Source organism: Acinetobacter sp. (assembly GCF_036659555.1).
In the GTDB taxonomy this organism is placed as follows: domain Bacteria; phylum Pseudomonadota; class Gammaproteobacteria; order Pseudomonadales; family Moraxellaceae; genus Acinetobacter.
Genome location: NZ_JAVXCI010000039.1, coordinates 1 through 26,083, shown reverse-complemented (window position 1 = coordinate 26,083; position 26,083 = coordinate 1). Strand labels below are relative to the sequence as shown.

Genomic DNA, 26,083 nt, shown 5'->3' with positions numbered 1-26,083 from the left:
TGCACGTGTTGCTGTAGAAGCTGCGCATGTCGATTACTGGTGGAAATTTGTCGGCTTAGATGGCAAAGTGATCGGCATGACTACATATGGCGAATCTGCACCTGCAAAAGACTTGTATCAATTCTTCGGCATTACTGCTGAAGCGGTTGTAGCTGCGGTAAAAGAATTGACTGCTTAATTCTTCAGAATTAACCGCGGTAAAGGACGCTCCTGAACAGGGGCGTTTTTTATGGACTAAATGACACTAAGCCTATGGCGGATTGCCGGCTATGGGTTTAAAGTTTATGCAGTTACAGTATTCATTAAAATTGGCATGCATATGCCGTAAGTGAGGAAAATATGAGCCTGTATAGCCAGATTAATGATGAAATTTTCCTGATGGAAACGGGCGAGCAAAAGTGGATTGGTCAAGACCTGCCGCTTGAGAACATGATGGCGGTTGAATTGATGCTGCAGGATCTGCAGGAAGATAAGATCATTAAAATCCGCCGTAAAAACCATGAAAAGCACACCGGCTTAAAGCAGGTTGACCGTGTGCTGGTTGAGAAGCTGTAAGCTTGCTTTGCAGTAAAAGCCCCGAAAGGGGCTTTGATTTTTAAGGATTGCTTAATTGGTCTTATTCAGGAAGCTGTTCAACCATGTGCTGCGCAAAGCCATCAATGTCTTCTAATTCATTTTGAGGTGCTCCGCTTCCAGATAAATCACGGATAATTTTGCCAAAACTCCCCTTTGAGCCTAACGAAATTTTCTCTTCTGAAGAGAGTGTTGCCAGCTCTTGATCTTTATGGCTTAAGCTTGATTGGTAGCGCATTACGCTATGCGCATATTTTTTCCCGGTGTTTGAGCCTAAAAATTTAAGGTCTTCGCCAGCAAATACTCTTTTCTGGGCAATATCAAAGCTGATTGCAATCGGCTGGGCGGTTTCTGCGTCAGCGAGTAAATTTTTAGCTTTTAAATCCGCATTTAATTTTTGAATATAGCGCTGTTTAATTTGATCTTGATTTAGAAAATCAGGCGCATTCATTTTGCTTGAAAGCGTCACATTGACATCTTTCACGATATAGCGTTTAGGCTGAATATTTTCAACGGTATCCTTGCTTTTATAAGGCTTATAAAACTGTGCAGGCTTTGCAGAAGCAATAACTGGAGTGCAAAGCAAGGCTGCTAAAATAAGATTGCTGATTTTCATAATTTCCCCAATATTTAATAAATAATCGGCCAAATAAGCGCATATTATAATCATATAAATTAACTGTTTAAGTTATTAGCAGAGAAATTTTCCTGAATTGGAATAAGCGGTTGCAGCGGCGCTTTCATAGGCGCGACCGAATAGGACTTGGCGCAGGTGCTGAATGAATCATAATCAGGCTGCAGTCTAGCGGCTATTTCAGCAGTGAGCTGTTCCTGCCTATAACAGTGTTATGCATTTGTATCCTGCCGGAAAAATAAGATTTTAAGCGTTAAGTTCGCGCACCTATTGCTGGAGTCGGAATGCAGATTGTTTGCTCTAAGATATTGTAAATAAAATTAAAAATATAAGGCATGCAATGGAGAGTTCTATTTTTCGGGCAATATTGGCTTAAAAAGCGAAGATTGTTTCATTCTTGCAACATATCGTTTTATTCATAGCGCTGAATTAAACTCAGAAAGGAATAAACTAGCACTCATTCGGAAGTGAGATAAAAACATGAACTTTAAAGCATTAACAATCGGTTTGGCTGTAGCGTCAGCTGCAACGCTTTCAATGGCGAAACCGGTTGCATACCAAATTGACCCAACGCATACAGCGACTGTATTTACCTGGAGCCACTTTGGTTTTTCTACGCCATCCGCGAACTTCAGCGACATTCAAGGCACAATTAATGTCGATAATGCCAAGCCTGAAAATTCATCAGTGAATGTGACAATTCCATTATCCAGCCTGAACACAAACGTCAAGGCGCTGGATGAGCATTTGCAGAAAGCTGATTTCTTTGATGCCGCAAAATACCCAAACATCACGTTTAAGAGCACTAAAGTTCAGGCCGCAGGCAAGAACAAATACAAAATTACCGGCAACCTGACGGTTAAAGATGTGACTAAGCCGGTTGTGCTGGATGCGGTACTGAATAAGCAAGGCGTGCATCCAATGACCAAAGCCGAATCTATTGGCTTTAATGCGACAACATCATTTGACCGTTCTGCATTTGGCGTAGGCGCGTATGTGCCGAATGTCGGCGATAAGATCACTGTCAACATTACGACCGAAGCGTCAGTTCCCGCTGCAAAATAATCTGAACCGATTATTCGGCTGCAGACAGTAAAAAAGCACCATTAAGATGGTGCTTTTTTTATCGCAGTGCATCGGTTAAGAATTTCTATTCAAAAGCAGGTAGCAGCCGAAGCTGATAAAAATGCCGCCGGTAATGCCGTCAATCCATTTGCTCAGCCGCTGGTAGATTTGATTCATTTTCGGCATGGAAAAAAGATACGCCACTGTCGCAAACCACAGCAGGCTTTCAACCCAAATCATGAATAATAAAGCGCTCTGTGAGTTTAGAGAAGCGCTGCTGTCGATGGCTAAAGCAAAAATACTGCTAAAGTAAATCAAGGCTTTAGGGTTTGCCATATTGGTAAAAAACCCCTGAAGCAGCAGCGCCCATTTGGATTTAGGCTGAGCTGCGGCCACAGCTTTTGCGCTTGCTGTATTTTGGCTGAATGCTGCTTTCAGCATTTGAAAGCCTAAATAAATCAGATAGCAGCCGCCTAAAATCATCAGCACTTGCTGCAGCCATGCAATTTTTTGAAAAATAAAATGCAGGCCGCTTAAGGCGCAAACCGCCCAGACCAAGATGCTCAGGGAAACACCCAAAGCTGCATATAAAGCATGGATGCGTGACTGGCGGATTGCGCTTTGCGTCACAAATAAAAAGTCAGGGCCGGGGCTAATCAATGCAAAAAGATGAATAATCGCAATACCCAAAAGTGCGGACATGATAATACTCTGTATATGAAGATAATTTTGACCGGAGAAGCAGCCGCTTTAATGGGTTAAATGGCGCATAAATTTTTCTGCAATGCGCTGAGCCTGCGGTTCTAAGCGGCCTGCATAACGCAGGTTGTCCGCGCGCAAAGCTGGAATACTGATGCCGGCGTTGCGCAGCTCGCAGGTATGGCCAATCAGCCATTTTTCCATGCTGTCGGCTGCCGCCTCTATATGAAACTGCAAGGCCAGAATATTTTTACCGATGGAAAAAGCCTGATTTGGGTAAAGATCGGAACTGGCCAATAGCGTGGCATGTTCAGGCAGGTCAAAAGTATCGCCATGCCAATGCAGCACAGGTGTTTCCGCCAGCGGCGCCAAGATATTGTCTGGGACTTCGGCAAGGCTGAGCTGGCTCCAGCCAATTTCCTTGGCATGCCCTGCATAGACTTTTGCGCCCAAGGCATGCGCAATCAGCTGCGCGCCTAAGCAGATGCCCATAGTGGGCAGGCCGTTTTCCAGGCGCTGCTTGAGCAAGTCAATTTCCTGCTGCAGGAAAGGGTAGTCCTCCGCTTCATAGACTCCAATTGGCCCGCCTAAAATAATGGTCAGGCCTGGATGTTCAAAAGCCTGAGTTAAATCATCGACGCCGGCCTCGAAATAGCGCACGCGGAAACCCAGCGGGTAAAAAACATCTTCAAGCGCGCCCAAGTCTTCAAAAGCAAGGTGCTGAATGGCGTAAATCGTGTCTGGAAATGCGGAAGTCATGGCAAGTCATTGGAATCTATAGATGCCTAGAAATTTATCCTGATTGGCTGCAAATAAAAAGCGCAGATTAAAAAATTAAAGCAGAAATACAGAGGAATGCCCGCAGCTGCTGATGCAGGCAGCGGTGGCGCCGTAAAATAGCGCCTGCAATTTTGCCTGAATAGGCGGATTCATGGCTAAAATGCGGTTTGCGTTGCATTTTGCATAAAATAATTTTCATCAGCGCTGAATTTGCTGAATATATAATATGAAAATTAATATATATTGAAAAAGCGCAAAAAAAATTAATGAAAAACAGATAGTAATCAAATGCATCAAGGGTATGATGATATGCCTGAAAAAATTGCTTGATCATGCGCGAGAGAATCAGTTAGATTCCATATATATGATTTTTATATTAAAAAAATATAGAGAAGGGGGTGTTTTATGGATGTTGAGCATACCCGCGATGCAACCTTGCTGCATGCGATACATAAAATTTTACTGAAAGAGTGGGATCCTTTGGGGATACGGCGCATTCCTGCAATGCGTGATGAATATGATGATTACCTGCCGAATATTTTTAAATTGATTAGACAGAATTCAAGTGAAACTGAAATTTTTGATTACCTGTGGTGGGTTGAACAGCGCGTGCTGGAAAAGCAGGGCAATAAGGCGCACACTTTCCGGATTGCCGGCTTATTGAAAGTCCTGCAGAAAATGTAACAGCTGCAATTCAATCACCGGCAGAAGCCCTATTGCCGTGTATAAAGAAAACCGGTATCTGCTGCTAATGCCAGTCAGTTAAGCATTTTTAATCCTCCCCTTGCGCAGCAGTGCTGCTCACCTTTTTCAAAGGAGGGAGTATTTTGAATGCAAGACTATCTTAATTCAAAAGCATTCTCCTCTTTTGTCTTGCGCCATATATGGCTTAGGGTTAGGGGGGATTTATCAATCAGCAATGATAAAATTATACTTAACTGATTGACATTAGCTATTTGCTTGAGCCCACCCTTAGAACTTTTTCTCTACACTGAATAGCACACTTGGAATCGCTTCATTGACGCGGGCTTGGTACAGGCTGCCGTCCGCCGTGCTGCTGAGGCGCTCTTTATAATCCGTGCTTAAAATATTGCGCGCATTGACGGAAGCTGACCAGCTGCTGTCAAAGCGCTTGGTCAGGCTGAGATCCATATTCACGCGCTGATTGCTGGTGCGGTCATAAGGCTCATTGCTTAATGTGCGGGTATATTCAGGCGTGTAATTCAAATTCGCGCTGGCGGAGATGCGCCACGGCTGGTAGCTGTAGGATAGGCCCGTGCCGGCAGTGTATGGGGCAACATCGCTGGCAAGGCGCTTGGCGCCATTGTCTGCTTCAATTTCCGCCCGCACGGTAGAAAGCTGCGCATTCAGCATGAAGGAATGGCCGTTTTCAGTTTGCTTTAGGGCATAGCGCCCAGCAACTTCCACTCCGTAAGTAGTTGCATTATCTTGATTATACGGCCGTTCTACAAAACGGCAGTCTGCGCCGCCTGCAGCGCATAAGCCGCCTTGTGTATTTTCATTGCGGATGGCTTTCTCAATATAGTCGTTGATTTCACGGTAATACGCCGTGATATTCACCCCGCCCGCAGGGGTGTTATAGCCCAAAGTAGTTTCGTAGGCATTGATTTTTTCCGGCCTTAAGAATGGATTGCCGCCGCGGTCAGGGTTATTCAGCGTGCCGGCATCCGCATCGGTAGACACCGAAACGGCAGGCAAGAGCTGATTGGCGCGCGGGCTGCTGAATGCCTGGCTGATATTGGTTTGCAAAGACCAGCGGTCATCAAAATCAAAGCGGTGGGCCAGCACAGGGCTGAGGTGCTGATCACTGTAATCCACCAAGCCGGAACGGCTGATCCATTCCTGACGCGCGCCTAAGGTTAAGGTCTGGCGCGGTGTAAACTGCCAGCTGCCTTCGGCATACAGGGCATAGCGCTGCTCATCTAAAGCCGCGGCAATATTGCTTTCCAGCTCGCTGGCGCGCAAATCTGTACCGAACTTGATTTGCTTGCTTTCATCAAATTTTCGCACGCCGTCATAGGCCAGCCCGTATTCATTCACTTGCTCATCAGTATAAGACTGCCTGAGCGCAGAACGGGTCAGCTCTGTTTCATTCTGCTGCTCTATCGACAGGCGGATTTTATCTGAACCGCCCTGATCCTTGCGCTCATAGCGGGTATTCAGGCGGATGCTGTCGTTTTTATCTTCCTGAATTTGATCGCGCATGCTGCCTTCGCTTTCATTGTTGCGCCAAAACAACTCTGCGATGACTTTCTGCTGATCATCAATCAGATATTCCGCACGCGGGCTGATCATTTGCGAAGTCCGGTTGACCGTGCGCTGCTGCGTGCTGTTCAGGCCGCCGGCGTTTTGAATTTGGGCGACAGCAGTTGTGTCATTCCACATTTGATTGGCGGACAGGCTGTAAATCCAGGCATCATCGCGTCCATCCATCTGCAGGCTGATATTTTTGCGCTGCTCTTCGTTTGCATTTGATTTTGCAACGCCGTAGCCTGCGCGCACCGTGCCGCTTAAGCGCGTGCCATCCAAAGGCTCTTTTAAAATAATGTTGATGACCGCTGAAGAAGCAACTGAGGCCTGCGCGACACTTGGCTGCTTGGTAATTTCAATGCGTTCAATCATGTCAGGCGTAATGCTGTCGACGACAGACATGCCGCCGCGCGGGCCGCCTTGCACAGGCTCGCCGTTAATCAAAAAAACTGGCGCGCCGCCGCCGCGGAAACGCATGCTGCCCGAACCGCCGCGCGGGCCTTGGCCGGGCGTAGGCATTTGAAAACCGGCTGCGCGGCGCAGCGCGTCATTCACCGACTGATCGCCAAATTTTTCCATTTCTTCGCGGGTGACAATGGTTTTTGCAACCGCGCTGATGTCCGGGTCTTTTTGTACAGCAGGCGCCTGTTCAACCTGGAAGCTTAAAGTCGGCAGGGTCTGCACAGCTTGGGAACTGGCTGCTGATGCAGCTTCCGCTGCAGCGCCGTCTGCCCAGACAGATGATGAAATAGTCAATACAGCATAACTTAAAGCGCTTAATTTTAAATAGGGGTGCAGGCGTTTCATTATTAGGTGTACCAAGTGTAATTTTGCGTAAGACTAGCTTAAAAATATGGAGAAACATTGTGGAAAAATAGGACGCGCGAAAAAATAGTTTAAACTGGGCTATGCTAAAAAATTGCCGCTGCTGCGGTAGCATAAAAAACTGATTTCCATATCAAAAATATGGTTTTCAGCTTCTGAAGCTGGCGGGATTTGATCAGTATTTATAGGCTGGGCTGCTAAGCGCTTAGGTTAAGAGCAGCTTCATTATTGCTTATAGATTTTTTGGGTGCAGATAGGCGGATGATTTATCCACTTTGAAGTTTATTTTACTTAACGATGGGACAGCAATGAGATGAATAGCATTGCTGTGCAAGAAATCCAATACCATAATGACTGATGCAAGAAGTCGAATGCTGAACTGGCTGGAATCAGGCTTTAGAAAGACTTTTTAATTCCAAGCCGCAGCTCAGCTAGCCTGCATAATCAACAATGCAGCGCTGGCAGATTTGCGCAATCTCCTGTGCGGTTTTTTGCTGCAGATGCATGTTCTGCGGATGCCATTTTTCCATCATCTGAATCAGCCATGCAAAGTCTTCAGCCTTGGGCATTGCGTCATCCTGCACAAAATTGCGGATGATGTTCTGAATGGCGTAATATTTCTGCACATGCACGGTTTCAGAGCTTTTAAAGCGGATAATCCGGTAATCCTCCAGCATCTGCCAGACTTCGGCATAATCCTGCAGTGTTTTCAGTTCGCGCTGCGCTTTCTGAATGGCGGCGCTCAGAGCCGCCAGTGTATTGGGGTTCTGCAGCGCCCATTCCTGCGTTACGGCAAGCACTTTATCCGCCACAGGCGGAATAATATTCTGGCTGGATGCCACCATTTGCCCAATGCCCAGCAGTTCCGCTTCAGTATTCCACGGCTCGCCGACGCAGAAGCCGTCAATCACCTGGCTTTTCATCGCTTCGACCATATACGGCGGCGGAATGATGCTCATCTGAATATTCCGCGCGGCGTCTTCATCCGCCATAGCCAGCCATTCTTTCAGGCAAAAATAATGAATGGATTGCTGAAACACCGAGGCCAGCTGTAAAGGATGCTGATTTTGAATGGCTTTGACCACTTTTTCAGCTGCCTGCTGTTCATTGTCCTGCACGCTGATGCCCAGATCGAAGCAGAGTTTTTGGCTCAGGCTGATAAAGGCGCGGTTGACGCTGAGCACCAGCGGCGTCTGCAGTGGAATGCCCGGCTGATCTTCGGCAATGGCGGCCGCAGGCAGCAGGGCGGAAAGGCAGTGCGCCGCGTCTAAAAAGCCGTAGGCCAAGCGGTCCCTTAAGCTGGCCCACGAGGCTTCACGCTCTAAGCTGACTTCTAAGCCGGCCTGCTGAAAATAGCCCTGCCGGTCTGCCCAGAGAATTGCGGCGCAGTCGAGCAGCGGAATGTAGCCCAAATGCAGTTTGGTTTTTTCTAAAGATGCCATGCTTATTCCTTAAATTGCGACTGCAGCAGTTCTTGCGCGTCAATCAGGCGGCGCGCCATTTCGCCTATGGTCATGCGGTGGCTCATGGCGCTTTTGCGCAGCAGCACAAAGGCCTGATCTTCAGTCAGCTGATGCATCTGCATCAGCATGGTTTTGGCCTTTTCAATGTCTTTGCGGTCAAACAGCCTGCATTTGGCTTCATTCAGGTCTTTCAGCAGCTTTTTATGCTTCCTGAACTGTTCGATTGAAATTTCCAAAATGCTTTCAAGCTTTTGCGGCTCTATGCCGTCCACAATGTAGGCGGTGACGCCGGCTTCAATGGCATTTTTAATGGTGTCTTTATGCGAGTTTTTGGTAAACAGCACAGTCGGCAGGTCAAACTGGCTGACGCAGCTTTCAATAATGTCGCGGTGCGGATGGTCCATATCCAGCAAAATCACATCGGCATGCAGCTGCTGCAGGCCGGAGCTGTTCAAGTGGTCAATCATCAGGCAGGCGACAACATCGAAGCCATGCTCAATTAGGGATGACTTGATAAAGGCTGAGCGCTCAAAATCGTCATCAATCAGGGCTATTTTTAGATTTGGCATGCTGATACTGAGGCAAAGCCTGAAAAATATTTCTATTGATTAAGCAATTTTGGTGCCAGAAGCTTTGCAGGATTCTCGCGCCTTTAATCTTAATCATTGAGTTTAAGTGTTGCCGCTATGCGCACCAGCATGACGCAAAAGTGCGCCGAGAAAACGCAGCCTCTTTTTGGGCGCCGGGCTGCACCGCTTTTGCGCCTGAGCTGCGGATGCAATTCTATAAGCAGGCGGCTGAATTCAGCGCTTAAAAGTTATTAAAATGATAATAAACAATTGTTTAAAGTTTATTTTTTGAAGTTGGCACGGCGTGTGCATTATTCACAGCGGGTCAAAGAAGACTCATAAAGTTTGTAAGAGGGCCAACGATGTCCGCTCTGATCGAATCTATTGCGAAATTACCGCGCAGCTAGATTGCCTATGCGTTCAGTTCTGGAGGAAGATGGCTATGTCTTCAACTTTAAATGCTAAAAAAGCGACAAAAATAAATCTATTCAACTTTAGTTCTTCAGCGATGCGGGCCTTCCACATGAGTTGGCTCGCTTTTTTTGTCTGCTTCTTTGCGTGGTTTGCCTGCGCGCCGCTTATGCCGGTGATTGCCGGTGAGTTTCATTTAACCAAAGATCAGATTGCCAATATCAATATCGCCGCTGTTGCGATCACCATTTTAGTCCGGCTGATTGTCGGGCCATTGTGCGATAAATACGGCCCGCGCAAAACCTATACCGCTTTGCTTATTATCGGCAGCATTCCAGTGTTTGGCGTCGCTTCCGCCAACAGCTATGAATCCTTCCTGTTCTTCCGCTTATTGATCGGCGCGATTGGCGCAAGCTTCGTCATTACCCAATACCATACCAGCATCATGTTTGCGCCGAATGTGGTGGGCACAGCCAATGCGGCTTCAGCCGGCTGGGGCAATGCCGGCGGCGGCGCAACGCAAGCCCTGATGCCGCTGCTGCTGTCCGCCATTGTGATGTTCGGCGTAGAGCAGGCAATGGGCTGGAGAATCGCTTTGCTGGTTCCGGGCCTGATGATGGTGATTGTCGGCTGCCTGTACTGGAAATTTACCCAAGACTGTCCACAAGGCAACTTTAAGGAACTGCGCGCGCAAGGCATCAGTGTCGGCAGTGATAAAAAAGGCGGCATGGCGATTCTGATGCATGCAGCCCGCAACTACCGTGTCTGGATTCTGTTTGGCGCTTATGCTGCCTGCTTCGGCATTGAAATCTTCATTCATAACATTGTCGCAATGTACTACGTTGACACCTTTAAGTTTGGCCTGAAAGAAGCCGGCATGGCTGCAGGCATCTTCGGTTTGCTGGCGCTGTTTGCCCGCGCGCTGGGCGGGATTGTTTCAGACCGAGTCGCGCTGAAAAAAGGCCTGGATGGCCGCACCAAAGTGCTGTTCAGCATGATCTTGCTGGAAGGCTTATTCCTGATTGTGTTCTCGCAAATGAACAGCGCCATGCTGGCGATCCTCACCATGACGGTATTTGCGCTGTTCACCCACATGGCCTGCGGCGCAACCTATGCTCTGGTGCCGTTCATTGACCGTGATGCTTTGGGCGGAGTGGCAGGCATTATTGGCGCAGGCGGCAATGTCGGCGCAGTGGCGGCGGGCTTCCTGCTGAAAGGCATGTTGGACATTCAAACCACCTTAATGGTGCTCGGCGGCTTGGTGGTGATTGCTGCCAGCTGTGTCCTGATGATCCGTTTCTCGGTTGAGCATAAGGAAAAAGAGCAGCGCTTGTTTGAACAGGCTGTTCATGAACGCAACATGGCTGAAGCGCAAAACTAAGCCTGAGAAATAGCAATAATCCGGAGAAATAATATGAAAATCATCATGATCGGTCATGGCATGGTTGGCCACAAGTTTATCGAATCTGTTTTAGAGCATGCAGGTGATGAGGTTGAAATCACCATCTTGGCAGAAGAACCGCGTTTGGCTTATGACCGCGTGCATTTGACTGAATATTTCAGCGGAAAATCGGCCAAAGATTTAACCCTGTGCCGTGCAGATTTTGCCGATGCTTACGGCATTGATCTGCGCCTCAGCACCAAAGCTGCAGCCATTGACCCGCTGAATAAAACCGTCACAACCGGTCATGGCGATGTTCTGAGTTTTGATAAACTGGTGCTGGCAACCGGTTCCTATGCCTTTGTGCCGCCGATTCCGGGCAATGACCGCGCCAACTGCTTTGTTTACCGCACCATTGAAGATCTGGATGCGATCCGCGCAGCCAGCTTAAACGCTAAATCGGGCGTGGTGATCGGCGGCGGCCTGCTGGGCCTGGAAGCGGCCAAGGCGCTGCGCGACCTGAATTTGGCAACGCATGTGGTGGAATTTGCGCCGCGCCTGATGGCGGTGCAGATTGATGATCTGGGCGGCAAGGTGCTGCGCGCTAAAATTGAAAATCTGGGGGTGAAAGTTCATACCCAGAAAGCCACATCCTGCATTGAAGACGGCGCATCGGCAGCGCATGTGATGAAATTTAGCGACGGTTCAGAACTGGAAACCGACATTATTTTATTCTCTGCTGGAATCCGCCCGCGCGATGAGCTGGCGCGCCAAAGCGGGCTGGCCATTGGCGAACGCGGCGGGATTGCGGTGAATGATTACTGCCAAACTTCAAATCCGGACATTTACGCGATTGGCGAATGCGCGCTGTGGCAGAACAAAATTTACGGCTTGGTGGCGCCAGGCTACGACATGGCGCGCATTGCCGCCAAGCATGTGATGGAGCAGGCCTGCAGCGGATTTGCCGGCGCGGACATGAGCACCAAGCTGAAGCTGATGGGGGTGGATGTCGCCTCCATCGGTGATGCGCACGCCATGACGCCGCATGCGCTGAGCTATTTCTATGCCGATGAAGCTGCGCAAATCTATAAAAAAATTGTGGTCAATGCCGAGAAAACCAAACTGCTGGGCGCTGTGCTGGTCGGCTGCGCCAAGGAATACAGCGACCTGCTGCAAATGATGCTGAATGGACTGGCGCTGCCGGAAAATCCTGAAAGCCTCATCATGCCGGGCTATGCGCAGTCCGGGGCAAAAGCCGGCGGCAGCGGGGTGGATTTGCTGCCGGACAGCGCAACCATCTGTTCATGCAATAACGTATCTAAAGCGGATATCTGCAGCGCCATTGCCGACGGTTCAACCTCGCTGGGCGCGCTGAAAAAATGCACCAAAGCCGCCACGGCCTGCGGCGGCTGCGCGCCGCTGGTGACTCAGGTGCTGAAATCTGAACTGCAGCGCCAAGGCGTTACGGTCAATAATCATCTGTGCGAGCATTTCGCCTACTCGCGCCAGGAGCTGTATCACTTGGTGCGGGTCAATGAAATCAAGACTTTTGATGACCTGATTCAGCAGCATGGTCACGGCTTGGGCTGCGACATCTGCAAGCCGACGGCTGCCAATATTTTAGCTTCCTGCTGGAATGATTTTGTGCTGAAGCCAAGCCATGCCGGCCTGCAGGACAGCAATGACTACTATTTGGGCAACATTCAAAAAGACGGCTCCTACTCGGTGGTGCCGCGCATGGCGGGCGGCGAAGTGACGCCGGACGGCTTAATTGCGGTGGGTCAAATTGCCAAAGAGTACGGCTTATACACCAAATTGACCGGCGGACAGCGTGTTGACTTATTTGGCGCGCAGGTGCATCAGCTGCCTGAAATTTGGGAAAAGCTGATCAAGGCCGGCTTTGAGTCAGGCCATGCTTACGGCAAATCGCTGCGCACCGTGAAATCCTGCGTCGGCAGCACATGGTGCCGCTACGGGGTGGATGATTCGGTCGGCTTAGCGATTTTTCTGGAAAACCGCTACAAGGGCCTGCGTTCACCGCACAAGCTGAAAATGGCCGTGTCGGGCTGCACCCGCGAATGCGCTGAAGCGCAAAGCAAGGACGTTGGCGTGATTGCCACCGAAAAAGGCTGGAACCTGTATGTTTGCGGCAATGGCGGCATGAAGCCGCGCCATGCCGAACTTCTGGCCTCAGACTTGGATACGCAGACGCTGATCAAATACATCGACCGCTTCTTCATGTTCTATGTGCAGACCGCTGACCGCCTGCAGCGCACCAGCGTATGGCGCGACAATATGGAAGGCGGCCTGGATTACCTGAAAGATGTGGTGGTGCATGACTCTCTGGGCATCGCTGCTGAACTGGAGCGCCGCATGAGCCATGTGGTGGGAACTTATCAGGATGAATGGCGCACCGCGGTGGAAGATCCGGAAGTGCGCAAGCGCTTCGTAACTTTCATCAATGCCAAAGCCGAACAGCAGCAGGACCCGCATATTCAATTCGCCGCCGTCCGCGGGCAAATCCGCCCGAAGACCGATGCAGAGCGTGACGCTGCCCGCATTCCTGTCGTTGAAGCTTAAGCCCATTGCCAGCCTAAAGGAGAATGAAGATGACAATTTTAAAAGAAATGAACGATGCAGAATGGATTGAAGTGTGCAGCCTGGATGACATCACGCCGAATACCGGCGTGGGCGCATGGCTTGCAGGGCAGCAGATTGCGGTCTTCCGCGTGGGCAGCGAAAAGCGCGTTTATGCGCTGAGCAATCAGGACCCGTTCAGCAAAGCCTTTGTGATGTCGCGCGGCATTTTAGGCGACTTGCAGGGCGAACGGGTGGTGGCGTCGCCCATCTACAAGCAGCATTTCAGCTTAGCCACAGGGCGCTGTCTGGAAGATAAAGATCAAAAGCTGCTGGTGTTTCCAAGCAAAATTGAAAACGGCAAGGTGCTGATCAGCCCGGTGCCACAAAAAACCTACATTACCAATAATGGCGCAGCGCAGGAAAAAATGAAGCTGGTGCTGGTGGGCAATGGCCTGGCAGGCATGCGCTGTCTTGAAGACTTGCTGGATATGGCGCCGGAGCGCTATGAAATTACCGTGATTGGCGAAGAGCCTTGGGGCAACTATAACCGCATCATGCTGTCTCCGGTGCTGTCAGGCGAAAAAACCATTGATGACATTATGCTGCATCCGCATGCATGGTATGCGGACAAAGGCATCCGCTTTATTGCCGGCGATCCTGCGGTGAAAATTGACCGTCCGCGCAAGCAGGTTCATACCGGCGCAGGTGAAGTAGTTGATTATGATCGCTTGATTTTAGCGACCGGGTCGAAGCCGTTTATTCCGCCAGTTAAAGGCGCTGAGCTGAACGGCGTTTTAAGCTTCCGCGATATTTACGATATCCGGCGCATGCTGGACTACTGCAAAACCAGGAAAAATGCGGTGGTGATTGGCGGCGGACTGCTGGGGCTTGAAGCGGCGTACGGGCTGAAGCAGCAAGGCATGAATGTGACGGTGCTGCATTTAATGGACCGCATTATGGACCGCCAGCTGGATGCAAAAGCCAGCTTAATGCTGAAGCATGCCATTGAGCAAAAAGGCATCAGGATCATTACCGAAGCCAATACCGAAGAACTGCTGGGTGATGAAGGCCATGTTGCGCAGGTCAGATTAAAAGACGGCAGCCTGCTGGATGCGGACTTGGTGGTGTTTGCGGTGGGCATCCGCCCGAATATGGCGCTGGCGCAAAGCGCGGGCCTGCGCTGCAGCCGCGGCGTGCTGGTCAATGACACCATGCAGACCTATGACCCGAGCATTTATGCAGTGGGGGAATGCATTGAGCACCGCAATCAGACTTTTGGGCTGGTTGAGCCGCTTTGGGGGCAGGCATTCATTTGCGCATCGCATTTGGCCGAGCACGGCAGCCTGACGTTTAAAGCGCCGACGGTTCCGACACAGCTGAAGGTCAGCGGCTGCGATGTTTTTTCTGCGGGCGATTTTGAGCCTGCGGAGGATTTTGAAGACATTGTTTTGAATGATGAAAAACGCCAGATTTATAAACGCATTATTATTCAAAAAGATAAGGTGATTGGCGCCGTGCTGTTCGGCGATACCGAAGACGGCGTCTGGTATGCGGAACTGATTGCCGATCAGACCCCGATCACTTCTATCCGCAATAAGCTGCTTTTTGGTAAAGATTTTGCATTAAAAAAAGCAGGGTGAATTTAATCTTCCTTGTGAAGCCGATGCTTCTCACCTCTTTTAAAAAGAGGGGAAAGCATGACCCGTCAAATATGACCTTGGGCGGTTAAAACTCCCTCCTTTTTCAAAGGAGGGTTGGGGTGGATTGGCGGAATAATCTCTAGCTAAAAGTTAAAGCAATACACATGTAAATTCAAATAATTAAGGAGCGAAGCAGAAATGAATAGTATCCCTGTAATGGAACTGCATAGCTCCACAGCAATAAATACTAAAACGGTGAATACCACCTGCCCGTACTGCGGCGTGGGCTGCGGCGTGACGGCGCGTGTGGCGGAAACCGCGCTGGGGCAGAAAGTGACGGTGGAAGGCGACATCAGCCATCCCTCCAACTTTGGCAAGCTGTGCATTAAAGGCAGCAATCTGGCGGATACTTTGGGTCTGGAAACCCGGGTGCTTGAACCGATGATCGGGCGCAAGGCCAGCCGTCAGGCGGCCAGCTGGGACACGGCAATTGCGGGCATTGCAGATAAATTTCAGCAATGCATTGATCAGCATGGCCGCGGCAGCATCGCCTTTTATGTTTCAGGCCAGCTGCTGACCGAAGACTATTATGCGGTCAATAAATTCGTCAAAGGCTATTTAGGCACGGCCAATATCGACACCAACTCGCGCTTATGCATGTCATCCGCCGTGGCGGCGCATAAAAGGGCATTCGGCGAAGACCTGGTTCCGGCAAGCTATGAAGACTTTGAACAGGCCGATATGGTGGTGCTGGTCGGCTCCAATACCGCTTGGTGCCATCCTGTGCTGTATCAGCGCATCATGCAGGCCAAAGAACAGCGCGGCCTGTTTGTGGTGGTGATTGATCCGCGCTTTACCAGCACCTGTGAGGCGGCTGACCTGCATTTGCCGGTTCTGCCGGGGCAGGATGTGGCGCTGTTTAACGGCTTATTGCAGTATCTTGCGCAAAACGGCTATGCCGATCAGGATTTTGTCGCGCAGCAGACGCAAGGCTTAGAACAGGCGCTGGCCTGCAGCGCAAGTGAAGCCTCAATGCCGGCCGTTGCGGAACGGACGGGAATTTCCCTTGAAAAATTAGATCAGTTCTTCAAGGCATTTGCGCAAACCGGCAAGGTGATGACGCTGTTTTCCATGGGCGTCAACCAGTCTTCCCGCGGGGTGGATAAAGCCAACAGCATTATCAACTGCCACTTGCTGACCGGGAAAATCGGCAAGCCGGGAGCAGCGCCATTTTCGATGACCGGCCAGCCGAATGCCATGGGCGGGCGGGAAGCCGGCGGCCTGGCCAATATGCTGGCCAGCCATTTAGAGCTGGAAAACCCGCAGCACCGCCAGCTGGTGCAGGACTTTTGGGGCAGCCCGCATATTGCCAGCCAAGCGGGGCTGAAAGCGGTGGATCTGTTTCAGGCGGTGGAAAGCGGCCGGATCAAGGCCCTTTGGATTATGGCAACCAACCCGGTGGTCAGCCTGCCGGATGCGGATCAGGTCAAGCGCGCTTTAGAACGGTGCGAATTTGTGGTAGTGTCGGACATCTGCCTAGACACAGACACCACGCAATATGCCGATGTGCTGCTGCCGGCGCTGGGCTGGGGCGAAAAAGACGGCACCGTGACCAATTCTGAACGGCGCATTTCCAGACAGCGCGCTTTTTTAGATGCCCCGGCTGCAGCCAAAGCCGACTGGTGGGCGGTTTGCCAGGTTGCCAAGAAATTAGGATTCAGCGGTTTTGATTTTGCCGGCAGCCATGAGATTTTTCTGGAGCATGCGCGGCTTTCCGCCTGCCGGAACGCCGAGCTGGCACAACGCGAAGAAACGCCGGATTTCCGCTACTTCAATCTGCAGGGCCTAACTGATTTAAGCTTGCAGGAATACAATGCCTTCAAGCCGGCGCAATGGCCGGTTTGGCGGAAGAATCAAAAAGATGCAGACGCGGCGCGCTTATTTGAAAATGGCCGCTTCAGCCATGCCGATGGCCGGGCCAAGTTCATCGCCGCTGTAGCGGAAAACCCAGCCCATGCGGTGAGCGGTGCATATCCGCTGATTTTGAATACCGGGCGGATCCGCGACCAGTGGCATACCATGAGCCGGACTGGACTGTCGGCGAATTTAAGCACCCACCGCGCCGAACCGTACTGCGAGATTCATCCGCATGATGCGCTGAAATATGGCGTCAAAGACGGTGAGCTGGCGGAAGTGCGGTCTGCATGGGGGCTGTGCGTGCTGCGGGTGCAGGTCAGTGAAAATATCCGCCGCGGCCAGGTCTTTGCGCCCATTCACTGGAATGATCAGGTGGCTTCAGACGCAAGAATTGGCAAAGTGGTCAATCCTGCAGTGGATGCGGTTTCCGGCGAGCCTGAGTTCAAGCATACCCCGGTGACGGTTCAGCCCTTTTACACCCAATGGCAAGGCGTGCTGTATGTGCGTCAGGGCTTTGAGGCGCAGGTGCAGCCGGGCATTCAAAAGGCCGTATGGTGGACGAAAGTCACCGCGGCGAAAGCCGTCCGCTATGAACTGGCGGACCGCCAGAAGTTCAGCGCCGTAACGCAGCAGCTGCAGGCGCTGCTGCCTTTTAGCGATGAAAGCTTTGAATGGCTGAATGTGGAAGATCAGACCGCGCATATCAGCCATACTGTGGTGCTGCAGGATGGGCATTTGATTGCCAGCCTGTATATTGCGCCGAAAGCGCTGTTGCCAGACCGGGACTGGGTTGCCAGCCTGTTCAAGCGGGAACGGCTGAGCGCGATGCACCGCAAAGCCCTGCTTGCCGGGCAGGCAATGTCGATGAACAGCAGTGAGGGGCCGCTGGTCTGCAGCTGCTTTAAAGTCGGCAAAAACCGCATTATCAATACCATTAAAGAACAGAAAATCAGTCACGAAAAACAGGTGACGGCCTGCTTAAAAGCCGGAGGCAATTGCGGTTCGTGCCTGCCGGAAATTCGCGGCCTGATTAAAGCCTGTCAAGCGGAGTGCGCAGAATGAGAAGAAAAGCGTTGAAGCAAGCCACTTATCCTGAAACCGATTTGGTCATTCTGGCGGGCGGGCAGGCGCGCCGCATGAATGGCATCAATAAGCTGCTGCAGAAGTTCGATGATGAAATCCAGCTGCTTAAAATTCATCAGCAGCTGAAATCGCGGGTATCGCAGGTGTGGATCAGCAGCCACCGCGATCATTCAATTTATGAGCGCCTGCTGCCGTCCATTCAGGTATATCAGGATGATGAAGCGGGGTTTCAGGGCCCGCTGATGGGCATGAAAAGCGCGTGGGCGCATGTGCAGGCAGATTATGTGCTGTTTGTGCCCTGTGATGTGACTTTTATTCCCAATAAAGTGATTTCCCGCCTGCATCAGGCGCTGCAGCGCGATCCGCGCTGTGAAGTGGCCGTGGCGGCCATTAACGGCAAAGCGCTGTTTCCATTTTGCCTGCTGAAAAGAAGCAGCCTGCCTAAATTGATGCAGCATCTTGAGCAAAATCAGCGTAGTTTAAAGCAGTGTTTTGCCGATTTGCACATGCAGGTGGCGCGTTTTCAAAATCATGCACTGTTTTTTCACAGCATTAATTCATTTGATGAGCTGCAGCAGCACCGGCAGCTGCAGTTCCTGTAACGCTCTGCGCCACGGTATTGCTCAGCCGTTTTAAAGGGCGGAGCCTGCTGCTGTTTTGCCCATAAATGGGCAGCCTTCTTGGCAAAAATAAAAAATATCAGCCACAAGCGGGCAATTTAATAAAAACGCGCAAAGTTGGAACACTTATTGCAAAATTTATTGAAATTGTACTGCAACCCAATAGGGCGCAGAAGTTTGCACTGGGCAAAGACAGCGCAAATCAGCGTCATGGAAAATACAGATGAACAGCATGGCACAATTACAGCAGATGAATGCGTTCCAGGATCAGTTTGGGCGGGAGAAGCGCAAGCTTAGAATTTCCGTCACGGACCGCTGCAATTTCAAATGCAGCTACTGCATGCCTGAGCATCCAGAGTGGATGAAAAAGCACAATCTGCTCAGTTTTGAAGCGCTGTACCAATTCTGCGACTTTATGGTGCGCCACGGCATTCAGCAGATCAGGATTACCGGCGGCGAACCGCTGCTGCGCCAAGGCGTGGTGCATTTCATTGCGCAGCTGCAGGCGCTGAGAAAGCTCGGGCTGAAGCGCATTTCCATGACCACCAATGGCCATTACCTGAAACGCTTTGCCGTGGCCTTAAAGCAGGCGGGGCTGGATGATTTAAATATCAGTCTGGACAGCCTGAATGAAGCGCAATTTCATCAATTAACCCAAAAACAGCTGCAGTCTGTGCTTGAAGGCATCGCCGAAGCGCAAAAAGCGGGATTCAGCATCAAGATCAATGCTGTGCTGATCAAAGGCCTGAATGACGATCAAATCATCCCTTTAGCGCAATGGGCGCAGCAGCAGAATGCCGAACTGCGCTTTATTGAATTCATGCCTTTGGATGGCGATCAGCACTGGACACAGCAGGCCGTGGTCAGCGAGCAGCAAATTCTAGCGCAGCTGCAAAGCCAGTTTGACGTGCAGATGATGCAGGGGCAAGGCGCCAACCCGGCCCGGAGCTATGCAGTGAACGGCAGGCCCATTGGCATTATTTCGACCATCACCAATTCATTCTGCAGCAGCTGTGACCGCCTGCGCCTGAATGCGCAAGGCGAGTTTTATAACTGCCTGTTTGCGCGGCAGGGCCTGAATCTGAAAGCAGAGATCGAGCAGCTGTCTTCCGCCAAAAGCGCGGCTGAATCTGCGCTGCAGCAGTGGCTCAGCAGCTATATTTGGCGGAAAGAGCAAGGCTTTCATGCCATTCAGCAACAACAGCAGCTGCTGAATAATTCCCGGAAAATCAGCATGCATATGATAGGAGGCTAGAATGAAGCAGGATAAAAAGATGATTACTGTCAAAATAGCCGCTTTTGGCGCCATTGAGCGCCGGCTGCCGCAGGACTTCAGCCTGCCATGCCCAGCCGGCAGTTCAGTCGCCGCAGTGCTGGAAGATGTGGCGCGCGCCTATCCGGAAGCCTACGGCATGCTGGAGCGCTGCGCCTGCGCGGTGGGCGAAGACATTATTCCGCGGCAAACCGCGTTAACACAGGACAGCACTCTGGTGCTGCTGTCACCCGTGGCAGGAGGCTGAAATGGAACTGAAAAATTTTCCGCGCATTCAGGCGGCCGCGCTGCATCAGCATGCCTTTGACGGCATTCAGCAGTTTCCCGAATGCGGCGGCGTTGGCATCTTTGTCGGCACCGTCCGCAATCATCATCAAGGCAAAGCGGTCAAGGCGCTGAAATATACCGCCTATGCGCCTGTGGCTGAAAAAATGATCCGGCAGATTGAGCAGGAAATTCAGGCGAAGTATGGCGTTTCTTATGTGCGGGTGGTGCACCGGATAGGCGCTTTGACTATCGGCGATACTGCAATTATCGCCATGGCCTATGCAGCGCACCGCCGTGAAGCTTTTCAGGCCTGTGAAGAGGCAGTGGAGCGGGTTAAGCATGAAGTGCCGGTGTGGAAGGAAGAATTTTACATGGACGGCAGCAGCCAGTATGTGGAGGGCTGCTGCATCCGCAAGGATCATGACGCGCCTCAGCCCATGCCTCATGCGCATGCTGGCCATGCGCGCTGCGGGCATGAGCATGCAGATTAACAGCAGTTCTGCGCTCAGATTCCAAAAGTTAAAAAAATTAGAGATAAGGAGAGTGCAATGAAAGACGTAGGCATGAAGGCGGAAAGCTGCCGCACCGCAGTTGCAGCAGGCATACTGCATGCGCCGCCGCACTGCATTGAACTGCTGCGCAGCGGCAATACCGAAAAAGGCGATGCGCTGAAAACCGCGCGCATTGCCGGCATTCTTGGCGCAAAGCGCACCGATGAGCTGATTCCGCTGTGCCATCCCTTGCCGATCTACCGCGCTGACGTGGAATATGCGCTGTTTGAATCCCATGTTGAAATTATTGCCACAGTGGAAACCATTGGCCCGACCGGGGTGGAAATGGAAGCGCTGACAGCAGTCAGCCTGGCGGGCTTAACCTTGTATGACATGCTGAAGCCGCATTGCGAACCTGAAGATTTATGCCTGGATCAGGTCAAGCTGCGGAAGAAAAAAGGCGGAAAATCCCATTTCAGCCGCGTGCTGAAAGCCGCCATGCCGGCATTGGTCATTGTGCTTTCAGACACCGTGGCTGCCGGCAAAAAGCCGGATACCGCCGGGCAGAATGTTTTGCAAATCCTGCAGGAAGCCAATTTTGATGCTATCCATTATCAGGTGATACCAGACAGTCCTGAGCAGCTTTTAGCGCTGATTGAGCAGCAGAAAAACCATTATCCATTGATTTTGACGGTAGGCGGCACGGGGCTAGGGCCAAAAGACCTGACGGTCGAAACCATTCAGCCTTTGCTGCAGCGGGAAATTCCGGGTCTGATGGAAGCCTCGCGCAGTTTTGGCCAGCGCCGCACCCCCTATGCGTCTTTAAGCCGCGGCGTTGCCGGCTATATTGACAGCAGTCTGGTGATGACCCTGCCGGGAAGCCGCCAAGGCGCGAAAGAATCGCTGATTGCGGTATTGCCGGCTTTGGTGCATTTATTTGATGTGCAGAAAAATATTCCGCATGCGGGAGGCTATCAATGAATCAGGCTGTTATCCATTCAGGCTGCGGCGCAGAACCGGGGCTGATTTCGGCAGATCAAGCCATGCAGATGATGCTGGACTATGTGCAGCCTTTGACTGCGGAAACGCTGCCTTTAAGCCAGGCTCTAAACCGCTATGCTGCCGAAGACATACATTCGGCCATCAATTTGCCGATCTTTTCGCAAAGCGCGGTGGATGGCTATGCGGTATGTGCAGATCAGCAGATTCAGCCAGATGCACGTTTTGAGCTGATTGGCGAAATCCGCGCCGGGCAGGCGGCGGATGCGCAGCTCCAGCCAGGCCAGGCCATCCGCATTTTTACCGGCGCTGAAATTCCTGCAGGGACATCGGCGGTAGCGCGTCAGGAAATTGTGCAGGCAGAGGCCTGCGGCATTGTGCTGACCGAAGCGCTGCAGCCGCATGCAGACATCCGCGGCATGGGGGAAGAAGTGGCTGCCGGGCAGCTGCTGGCCTACGCTGGGCAGAAGCTGAATGTCGGCGCAATTGCTGCCCTGAGCATGGCCGGGATTCAGCAGGTGCGGGTTTTCCGCTACCCTAAAATTGCCGTGGTGATTACGGGCGATGAAGTTACGGAAACTGTGGAAGACCTGAGCTCAGGCCAGATTTTTGATGCCAATGGGCCGCTGATTCAGGCATGGTTTCAAGCGCAGAATCAGGCAGTTGATATGATGCATGTGCAGGACAGTGAACAGGCGGCGGTTGATTTATTTCACTCATTGAAACATCAGTATGATGTGATTCTGACCACGGGTGGCGTTTCGGTCGGGGACTATGATTTTGTCCGGCCGGCCGCTTTAAAAACCGGTTTTGAGCAGATTTTCTGGAAAGTGAAGCAAAAACCGGGCAAGCCGATCCTGTTTGCGCAGCATAAAGGCAGTGATCAGCGCGCTTGCTATCTATTAGGACTGCCGGGAAATCCGGGCGCGGTGTATATTGGCATGCAGCTGTATGCGGCGGTTTTGCTGAATGCCCTGCAGGGGAAAAAGCAGCTGCCGGAGTGGTTCAGCGCGGTCATGACGCATGACTTGAAAGCGGATGCCCGCGAGCGCTTTTTAAGAATGTCCGCCAGCTTTGATCAAGGCCTGCTGAAGCTGGCCAGCCTCGCCAAGCAGCAGTCGCATATGCTCAGCAACTTAATGCAGGCCAATTGCATCGTGCGCGTGCCTGCCGGTCAGCCGGTTCAGGCCGGGCAGGTCCTGCAGGGCCTATTTATCCAAAACTGAAATCAGGGGAATATCCATGCGGATTCAACATTTAACACTCATGCTCGCGATGGTTTCCGCCTCTGGGGCAGCATCCGCGGAAACGGTTAAAATTTATGCAGCTGCCAGCCTGACCAATGCCATTGCAGATATTTCCGCGCTGTATCAGAAGCAGCATGCAGAAGCTAAAGTCGTGCCGGTATTTGGCGCATCTTCAGCCTTGGCCAAGCAGGTCGAAGCGGGAGCATCCAGCGATATTTTCTTCGCTGCGGATCAGGACTGGATGAACTATCTGGTGCAGAAGCAGAAAATTCAGGCCAGCCAAGTCACGCCGCTGCTGTTGAATGAGCTGGTGCTGATCAGCCCTTTGAGCGCGAAAATCAGCTTTACCGCCATTCCGCAATTCAATTTTGCGCAATCTTTTCAAGGGCATTTATGCACAGGGCAAATGGAGTCGGTTCCTGTTGGAAAATACGCCAAACAGAGCCTGACTCAGCTGAATTGGCTGAACAGCCTGAATGGGCGGATTGTGGGAACTGATGATGTGCGTTCAGCTTTGGCCTTTGTGGAGCGGGGTGAATGCCAAGTGGGCATTGTTTATAAAACCGATGCCTTAATCAGCAAAAAAGTCAAAATCATCGGGGCTTTCCCGGCCAATTCGCATAGCCCGATTGTGTATCCGCTGGCCTTGACCGTGCAGGGCCAGAACAATGCTGACGCGGTGAAATTCATTAAATTTGTCAAAACCAGCCCGCAGGCCAGACAGACTTTCCAGAAGTATGGCTTTAAGCTCAAGGTATAAAAGATACGATGCTGCTGACCCCCGAAGAACTCAGCGCGCTGCATCTTTCAGCAAAAGTTGCAGGATTTGCCACAGCGCTTTGCTTGCCCTTTGCGGCCGCTTTGGCCTGGCTTTTGGCGCGCCATGAATTCCGCGCCAAGTTTGTGCTGGAAGCGCTGCTGCAGATGCCGATGGTGCTGCCGCCGGTGGTTCTGGGCTACCTGCTGCTGCTGCTGTTCGGCAATCAGGGCGTGATTGGCCAGCACCTCAGCGCTTTCGGCATTCAGCTGGCCTTTAACTGGAAAGGCGCCGTGCTGGCTTCGATGATTGTGGCTTTTCCCTTGATGGTGCAGCCGATCCGCTTGTCCTTTCAAATGATTAATCCGCAGCTGGAGCAGATTGCCGGCTCTTTAGGCGCCAGCCCGCTCAAAGTATTTTTCAGCGTCAGCCTGCCTTTGGCGCTGCCGGGCATGCTGATTGGCAGCATTTTATGCTTCAGCCGAAGTTTAGGCGAGTTTGGCGCAACCATCACCTTTGTCGGCAATATTCCGGATGAAACCCGCACTATCCCGATTGCCATTTATTCCCTGCTGCAGCAGCCGGACGGTGACGCCATGGCGATGCGTTTGGTGACGCTGTCGCTGGTTTTGGCATTTGCTGCCCTGATTGCGAATTACTGGATCATGCAGCGCTATCAAAAAAAATTGCGAGGCTGAAGATGCTGCAGTGTGATTTTGAATACCGGCGCAATGATTTTCAGCTGCAGGTGAAGCTGGAGCTGGATCGGCAGATTTTAGGCATTGTGGGGCCTTCAGGGGCAGGAAAAACCACGCTGCTGCACAATATTGCCGGCCTGCTGCAGCCTGCGCAGGGCAGCATCCGCTTTAATGGCGCCGTGCTGTCAGACGCCGCTTCGCGCACCTTTATTCCTATGCACCAGCGCCGGATTGCGCTCATTCTGCAGAATGCCTTGCTGTTTCCGCATATGAACGTCAGGCAGAATCTGCTGTATTCTCCGCAGGCCAAGAACCTCAGCGGCAGCCGCTTTGCGCTGGATGAAATCATTGATATTTTAGGAATCCGGCCGCTGCTGCAGCGCAAGGCGCATCAGCTTTCCGGCGGCGAAGCGCAGCGGGTGTCGATTGGCCGCGCCTTAATGTCCTCGCCCAATCTGCTGCTTCTGGATGAACCGCTGAGCGGCTTGAATGCGCAGCTGAAATTGCAGATTATCAGCTTCTTAAAGCAGATTCATCAGCAGTACCGGCTGCCGATGCTGTATGTCAGCCATCATGCGGAAGAATTAACTGCGCTGAATGCCGCTGTGTATGCGCTGGAAATTTAACCGCGCAGTTTAAACAGCGCCGAAAGCTGGATCATCAATTTAATTCATCAAGCGCCCATAAAACAAAAGCGGCTGCTTTGCCTGCATATGAAGTGCAGGGAATGCTTAAAAAATTTCGCTGAAATCTTTATGAAAAATAATGCTTAGGTTAAGATGAGTCATCTTTTATCTGAAGCATTTTGAAGTCTATGCAACCTTTTGTTCTATATAACTCAGAGCAGCGTAAAAAAGTTGAATTTGTGCCCCGCGTCGATGGGCATATCGACATGTATGTGTGCGGCATGACGGTCTATGACTACTGTCATATTGGACATGCTCGGGTCATGGTTGCATTTGACTACATCATCCGCTTCCTGCGTAGCCAAGGCTGGAACGTGAAATACGTGCGCAACATTACGGATATTGATGACAAAATTATTGCCCGCGCCAATGAAAACGGCGAAAGCATCACGGCTTTGACTGACCGCTTCATCAAGGCGATGAATGAAGATGCGGAAAATCTGGGCTGCCTGCATCCGGATGAAGCGCCGCGCGCAACCGATTATATTGACCAGATGCAGAGCATGATCGGCAATTTAGTCAATAAAGGCACCGCATATCCGTCTGCAAACGGCGATGTGTATTTCCAAGTGGAAAAATTCGCCAAATATGGCCGCCTGTCCGGGCGCAAGCTGGAAGATATGCAGGCGGGCGCATCTGAACGCGTAGACGTCGAAGTCGAAAAGAAACACCCATTTGACTTTGTGCTGTGGAAGCACGCCAAGGAAAATGAACCGTCTTGGGCTTCGCCTTGGGGCAATGGCCGTCCGGGCTGGCATATTGAATGTTCAGCGATGTCAACCTGCTGCCTCGGCAACCATTTCGACATTCACGGCGGCGGTTCAGACTTGATGTTCCCGCACCATGAAAATGAAATTGCGCAGTCCGAAGCGTCAACGGATGAACAGTATGTCAATTACTGGATGCATGTCGGTTTCATTAATGTCGATGGCGAAAAAATGTCCAAATCAACAGGTAATTTTTTCTTCATCCGTGATGTGATGGAAAAATTCCATCCTGAAGTGATCCGCTACTTTGTTATGTCATCACATTACCGCAGCCCTGTGAATTTTTCAGATGCAGCATTAAAAGAAGCAAAAAATACCCTTTCTCGTTTTTATCATTCATTTAAAGCGTATCAACAAAGCTACGGTGAAAAAACCACTGAAGCTTTA

General features: G+C 51.2%; 25 protein-coding genes. 19 read left to right on the top strand and 6 right to left on the bottom strand.

Translation table 11 applies throughout. The features are described 5' to 3' along the window. Both RSA72_RS07145 and RSA72_RS07140 read left to right on the top strand, forming a co-directional pair. Nucleotides 1-178: transketolase-like TK C-terminal-containing protein (locus RSA72_RS07145; RefSeq protein WP_332624304.1), on the top strand; the 178-nt coding region annotated here is incomplete at its 5' end. Between the two features lie 161 nt (nt 179-339). After that, the gene (locus RSA72_RS07140) at nt 340-555 is read left to right on the top strand and encodes a hypothetical protein (RefSeq protein WP_068910803.1); all 216 of its coding nucleotides are present in this window, start codon (nt 340-342) and stop codon (nt 553-555) included. Nucleotides 556-616: 61 nt separating this feature from the next. Here the strand turns inward: RSA72_RS07140 and RSA72_RS07135 are convergent, their stop codons facing one another. After that, nucleotides 617-1,222, bottom strand: coding sequence for a hypothetical protein (locus RSA72_RS07135; RefSeq protein WP_332624298.1), 606 nt, complete (start codon nt 1,220-1,222; stop codon nt 617-619). Nucleotides 1,223-1,687: 465 nt separating this feature from the next. Here RSA72_RS07135 and RSA72_RS07130 point away from each other — a divergent pair, with 465 nt between their 5' ends. Beyond that, nucleotides 1,688-2,272, top strand: a complete 585-nt coding sequence (locus RSA72_RS07130) for a YceI family protein (RefSeq protein WP_332624299.1) — start codon at nt 1,688-1,690, stop codon at nt 2,270-2,272. A 75-nt stretch (nt 2,273-2,347) separates the two neighbouring features. On the opposite strand, the gene RSA72_RS07125 is transcribed toward RSA72_RS07130, so the two are convergent. Continuing rightward, complete coding sequence (locus RSA72_RS07125; RefSeq protein ID WP_332624300.1) at nt 2,348-2,974, bottom strand: LysE family transporter; 627 nt, start codon at nt 2,972-2,974, stop codon at nt 2,348-2,350. Nucleotides 2,975-3,022: 48 nt separating this feature from the next. Further along, nucleotides 3,023-3,730 (bottom strand): glutamine amidotransferase, encoded by a 708-nt coding sequence (locus RSA72_RS07120; protein WP_332624302.1) that lies wholly within the window; start codon nt 3,728-3,730, stop codon nt 3,023-3,025. Between the two features lie 426 nt (nt 3,731-4,156). Here RSA72_RS07120 and RSA72_RS07115 point away from each other — a divergent pair, with 426 nt between their 5' ends. After that, nucleotides 4,157-4,435 carry a hypothetical protein gene (locus tag RSA72_RS07115; protein WP_068910810.1) on the top strand — a complete coding sequence of 93 codons (279 nt, stop codon included), beginning with the start codon at nt 4,157-4,159 and terminating at the stop codon, nt 4,433-4,435. Between the two features lie 288 nt (nt 4,436-4,723). Here the strand turns inward: RSA72_RS07115 and RSA72_RS07110 are convergent, their stop codons facing one another. The 3 genes from RSA72_RS07110 to RSA72_RS07100 form a co-directional block, all read right to left on the bottom strand. Then, entirely contained in the window at nt 4,724-6,829 is a 2,106-nt protein-coding gene (locus tag RSA72_RS07110; RefSeq protein ID WP_332632918.1) for a TonB-dependent receptor plug domain-containing protein, read from the bottom strand. A gap of 449 nt (nt 6,830-7,278) precedes the next feature. Beyond that, nucleotides 7,279-8,289 (bottom strand): ABC transporter substrate-binding protein, encoded by a 1,011-nt coding sequence (locus RSA72_RS07105; RefSeq protein ID WP_332632916.1) that lies wholly within the window; start codon nt 8,287-8,289, stop codon nt 7,279-7,281. A 2-nt stretch (nt 8,290-8,291) separates the two neighbouring features. Then, entirely contained in the window at nt 8,292-8,879 is a 588-nt protein-coding gene (locus tag RSA72_RS07100) for an ANTAR domain-containing response regulator (RefSeq protein ID WP_332623604.1), read from the bottom strand. A gap of 442 nt (nt 8,880-9,321) precedes the next feature. Here RSA72_RS07100 and RSA72_RS07095 point away from each other — a divergent pair, with 442 nt between their 5' ends. The 15 genes from RSA72_RS07095 to cysS all read left to right on the top strand — a co-directional run. Beyond that, nucleotides 9,322-10,671, top strand: coding sequence for an MFS transporter (locus RSA72_RS07095; RefSeq protein ID WP_443098290.1), 1,350 nt, complete (start codon nt 9,322-9,324; stop codon nt 10,669-10,671). A gap of 33 nt (nt 10,672-10,704) precedes the next feature. After that, the gene (gene nirB / locus RSA72_RS07090) at nt 10,705-13,251 is read left to right on the top strand and encodes a nitrite reductase large subunit NirB (RefSeq protein ID WP_332632915.1); all 2,547 of its coding nucleotides are present in this window, start codon (nt 10,705-10,707) and stop codon (nt 13,249-13,251) included. Nucleotides 13,252-13,280: 29 nt separating this feature from the next. Then, the gene (nirD, locus tag RSA72_RS07085; protein WP_332632914.1) at nt 13,281-14,891 is read left to right on the top strand and encodes a nitrite reductase small subunit NirD; all 1,611 of its coding nucleotides are present in this window, start codon (nt 13,281-13,283) and stop codon (nt 14,889-14,891) included. Between the two features lie 198 nt (nt 14,892-15,089). Further along, nucleotides 15,090-17,870 (top strand): molybdopterin-dependent oxidoreductase, encoded by a 2,781-nt coding sequence (locus tag RSA72_RS07080; RefSeq protein ID WP_332632913.1) that lies wholly within the window; start codon nt 15,090-15,092, stop codon nt 17,868-17,870. Then, nucleotides 17,867-18,493: a molybdenum cofactor guanylyltransferase gene (gene mobA, locus RSA72_RS07075; protein ID WP_332624085.1), complete on the top strand. Its 627-nt coding sequence runs from the start codon at nt 17,867-17,869 to the stop codon at nt 18,491-18,493. The genes RSA72_RS07080 and mobA overlap by 4 nt, the downstream gene beginning before the upstream one ends. A 65-nt stretch (nt 18,494-18,558) precedes the next feature. Continuing rightward, nucleotides 18,559-18,738 (top strand): hypothetical protein, encoded by a 180-nt coding sequence (locus tag RSA72_RS07070; RefSeq protein ID WP_332624086.1) that lies wholly within the window; start codon nt 18,559-18,561, stop codon nt 18,736-18,738. Next, the gene (gene moaA, locus RSA72_RS07065; protein ID WP_332624087.1) at nt 18,735-19,766 is read left to right on the top strand and encodes a GTP 3',8-cyclase MoaA; all 1,032 of its coding nucleotides are present in this window, start codon (nt 18,735-18,737) and stop codon (nt 19,764-19,766) included. The genes RSA72_RS07070 and moaA overlap by 4 nt, the downstream gene beginning before the upstream one ends. Nucleotide 19,767: 1 nt before the next feature. Next, complete coding sequence (locus RSA72_RS07060; protein WP_332624088.1) at nt 19,768-20,031, top strand: MoaD/ThiS family protein; 264 nt, start codon at nt 19,768-19,770, stop codon at nt 20,029-20,031. 1 nt (nt 20,032) lies between these two features. Then, a complete protein-coding gene (locus RSA72_RS07055) occupies nt 20,033-20,542 on the top strand; it encodes a molybdenum cofactor biosynthesis protein MoaE (protein WP_332624089.1) in 510 nt (169 codons plus the stop codon). A gap of 57 nt (nt 20,543-20,599) precedes the next feature. Then, nucleotides 20,600-21,523 carry a bifunctional molybdenum cofactor biosynthesis protein MoaC/MoaB gene (gene moaCB, locus RSA72_RS07050; RefSeq protein WP_332624090.1) on the top strand — a complete coding sequence of 308 codons (924 nt, stop codon included), beginning with the start codon at nt 20,600-20,602 and terminating at the stop codon, nt 21,521-21,523. Beyond that, the gene (locus tag RSA72_RS07045; RefSeq protein WP_332632912.1) at nt 21,520-22,767 is read left to right on the top strand and encodes a molybdopterin molybdotransferase MoeA; all 1,248 of its coding nucleotides are present in this window, start codon (nt 21,520-21,522) and stop codon (nt 22,765-22,767) included. The genes moaCB and RSA72_RS07045 overlap by 4 nt, the downstream gene beginning before the upstream one ends. Before the next feature lie 16 nt (nt 22,768-22,783). Further along, a complete protein-coding gene (gene modA, locus RSA72_RS07040; protein ID WP_332624575.1) occupies nt 22,784-23,548 on the top strand; it encodes a molybdate ABC transporter substrate-binding protein in 765 nt (254 codons plus the stop codon). Between the two features lie 11 nt (nt 23,549-23,559). Continuing rightward, nucleotides 23,560-24,243 carry a molybdate ABC transporter permease subunit gene (modB, locus tag RSA72_RS07035; RefSeq protein WP_332624576.1) on the top strand — a complete coding sequence of 228 codons (684 nt, stop codon included), beginning with the start codon at nt 23,560-23,562 and terminating at the stop codon, nt 24,241-24,243. A 2-nt stretch (nt 24,244-24,245) separates the two neighbouring features. Further along, nucleotides 24,246-24,869: an ATP-binding cassette domain-containing protein gene (locus tag RSA72_RS07030; RefSeq protein WP_332624574.1), complete on the top strand. Its 624-nt coding sequence runs from the start codon at nt 24,246-24,248 to the stop codon at nt 24,867-24,869. 188 nt (nt 24,870-25,057) lie between these two features. Then, on the top strand, nt 25,058-26,083 hold a 1,026-nt coding region (gene cysS / locus RSA72_RS07025; protein ID WP_332632910.1), incomplete at its 3' end, for a cysteine--tRNA ligase.

What these genes read in the sequence shown, in the direction of transcription:
- RSA72_RS07140 (WP_068910803.1), top strand. Translation starts at nt 340, where the DNA reads ATGAGCCTGTATAGCCAGATTAATGATGAAATTTTCCTGATGGAAACG.
- RSA72_RS07130 (WP_332624299.1), top strand. Translation starts at nt 1,688, where the DNA reads ATGAACTTTAAAGCATTAACAATCGGTTTGGCTGTAGCGTCAGCTGCA.
- RSA72_RS07125 (WP_332624300.1), bottom strand. Translation starts at nt 2,974, where the DNA reads ATGTCCGCACTTTTGGGTATTGCGATTATTCATCTTTTTGCATTGATT.
- RSA72_RS07120 (WP_332624302.1), bottom strand. Translation starts at nt 3,730, where the DNA reads ATGACTTCCGCATTTCCAGACACGATTTACGCCATTCAGCACCTTGCT.
- RSA72_RS07115 (WP_068910810.1), top strand. Translation starts at nt 4,157, where the DNA reads ATGGATGTTGAGCATACCCGCGATGCAACCTTGCTGCATGCGATACAT.
- RSA72_RS07110 (WP_332632918.1), bottom strand. Translation starts at nt 6,829, where the DNA reads ATGAAACGCCTGCACCCCTATTTAAAATTAAGCGCTTTAAGTTATGCT.
- RSA72_RS07105 (WP_332632916.1), bottom strand. Translation starts at nt 8,289, where the DNA reads ATGGCATCTTTAGAAAAAACCAAACTGCATTTGGGCTACATTCCGCTG.
- RSA72_RS07100 (WP_332623604.1), bottom strand. Translation starts at nt 8,879, where the DNA reads ATGCCAAATCTAAAAATAGCCCTGATTGATGACGATTTTGAGCGCTCA.
- RSA72_RS07095 (WP_443098290.1), top strand. Translation starts at nt 9,322, where the DNA reads ATGTCTTCAACTTTAAATGCTAAAAAAGCGACAAAAATAAATCTATTC.
- nirB (WP_332632915.1), top strand. Translation starts at nt 10,705, where the DNA reads ATGAAAATCATCATGATCGGTCATGGCATGGTTGGCCACAAGTTTATC.
- nirD (WP_332632914.1), top strand. Translation starts at nt 13,281, where the DNA reads ATGACAATTTTAAAAGAAATGAACGATGCAGAATGGATTGAAGTGTGC.
- RSA72_RS07080 (WP_332632913.1), top strand. Translation starts at nt 15,090, where the DNA reads ATGAATAGTATCCCTGTAATGGAACTGCATAGCTCCACAGCAATAAAT.
- mobA (WP_332624085.1), top strand. Translation starts at nt 17,867, where the DNA reads ATGAGAAGAAAAGCGTTGAAGCAAGCCACTTATCCTGAAACCGATTTG.
- RSA72_RS07070 (WP_332624086.1), top strand. Translation starts at nt 18,559, where the DNA reads ATGGGCAGCCTTCTTGGCAAAAATAAAAAATATCAGCCACAAGCGGGC.
- moaA (WP_332624087.1), top strand. Translation starts at nt 18,735, where the DNA reads ATGAACAGCATGGCACAATTACAGCAGATGAATGCGTTCCAGGATCAG.
- RSA72_RS07060 (WP_332624088.1), top strand. Translation starts at nt 19,768, where the DNA reads ATGAAGCAGGATAAAAAGATGATTACTGTCAAAATAGCCGCTTTTGGC.
- RSA72_RS07055 (WP_332624089.1), top strand. Translation starts at nt 20,033, where the DNA reads ATGGAACTGAAAAATTTTCCGCGCATTCAGGCGGCCGCGCTGCATCAG.
- moaCB (WP_332624090.1), top strand. Translation starts at nt 20,600, where the DNA reads ATGAAAGACGTAGGCATGAAGGCGGAAAGCTGCCGCACCGCAGTTGCA.
- RSA72_RS07045 (WP_332632912.1), top strand. Translation starts at nt 21,520, where the DNA reads ATGAATCAGGCTGTTATCCATTCAGGCTGCGGCGCAGAACCGGGGCTG.
- modA (WP_332624575.1), top strand. Translation starts at nt 22,784, where the DNA reads ATGCGGATTCAACATTTAACACTCATGCTCGCGATGGTTTCCGCCTCT.
- RSA72_RS07030 (WP_332624574.1), top strand. Translation starts at nt 24,246, where the DNA reads ATGCTGCAGTGTGATTTTGAATACCGGCGCAATGATTTTCAGCTGCAG.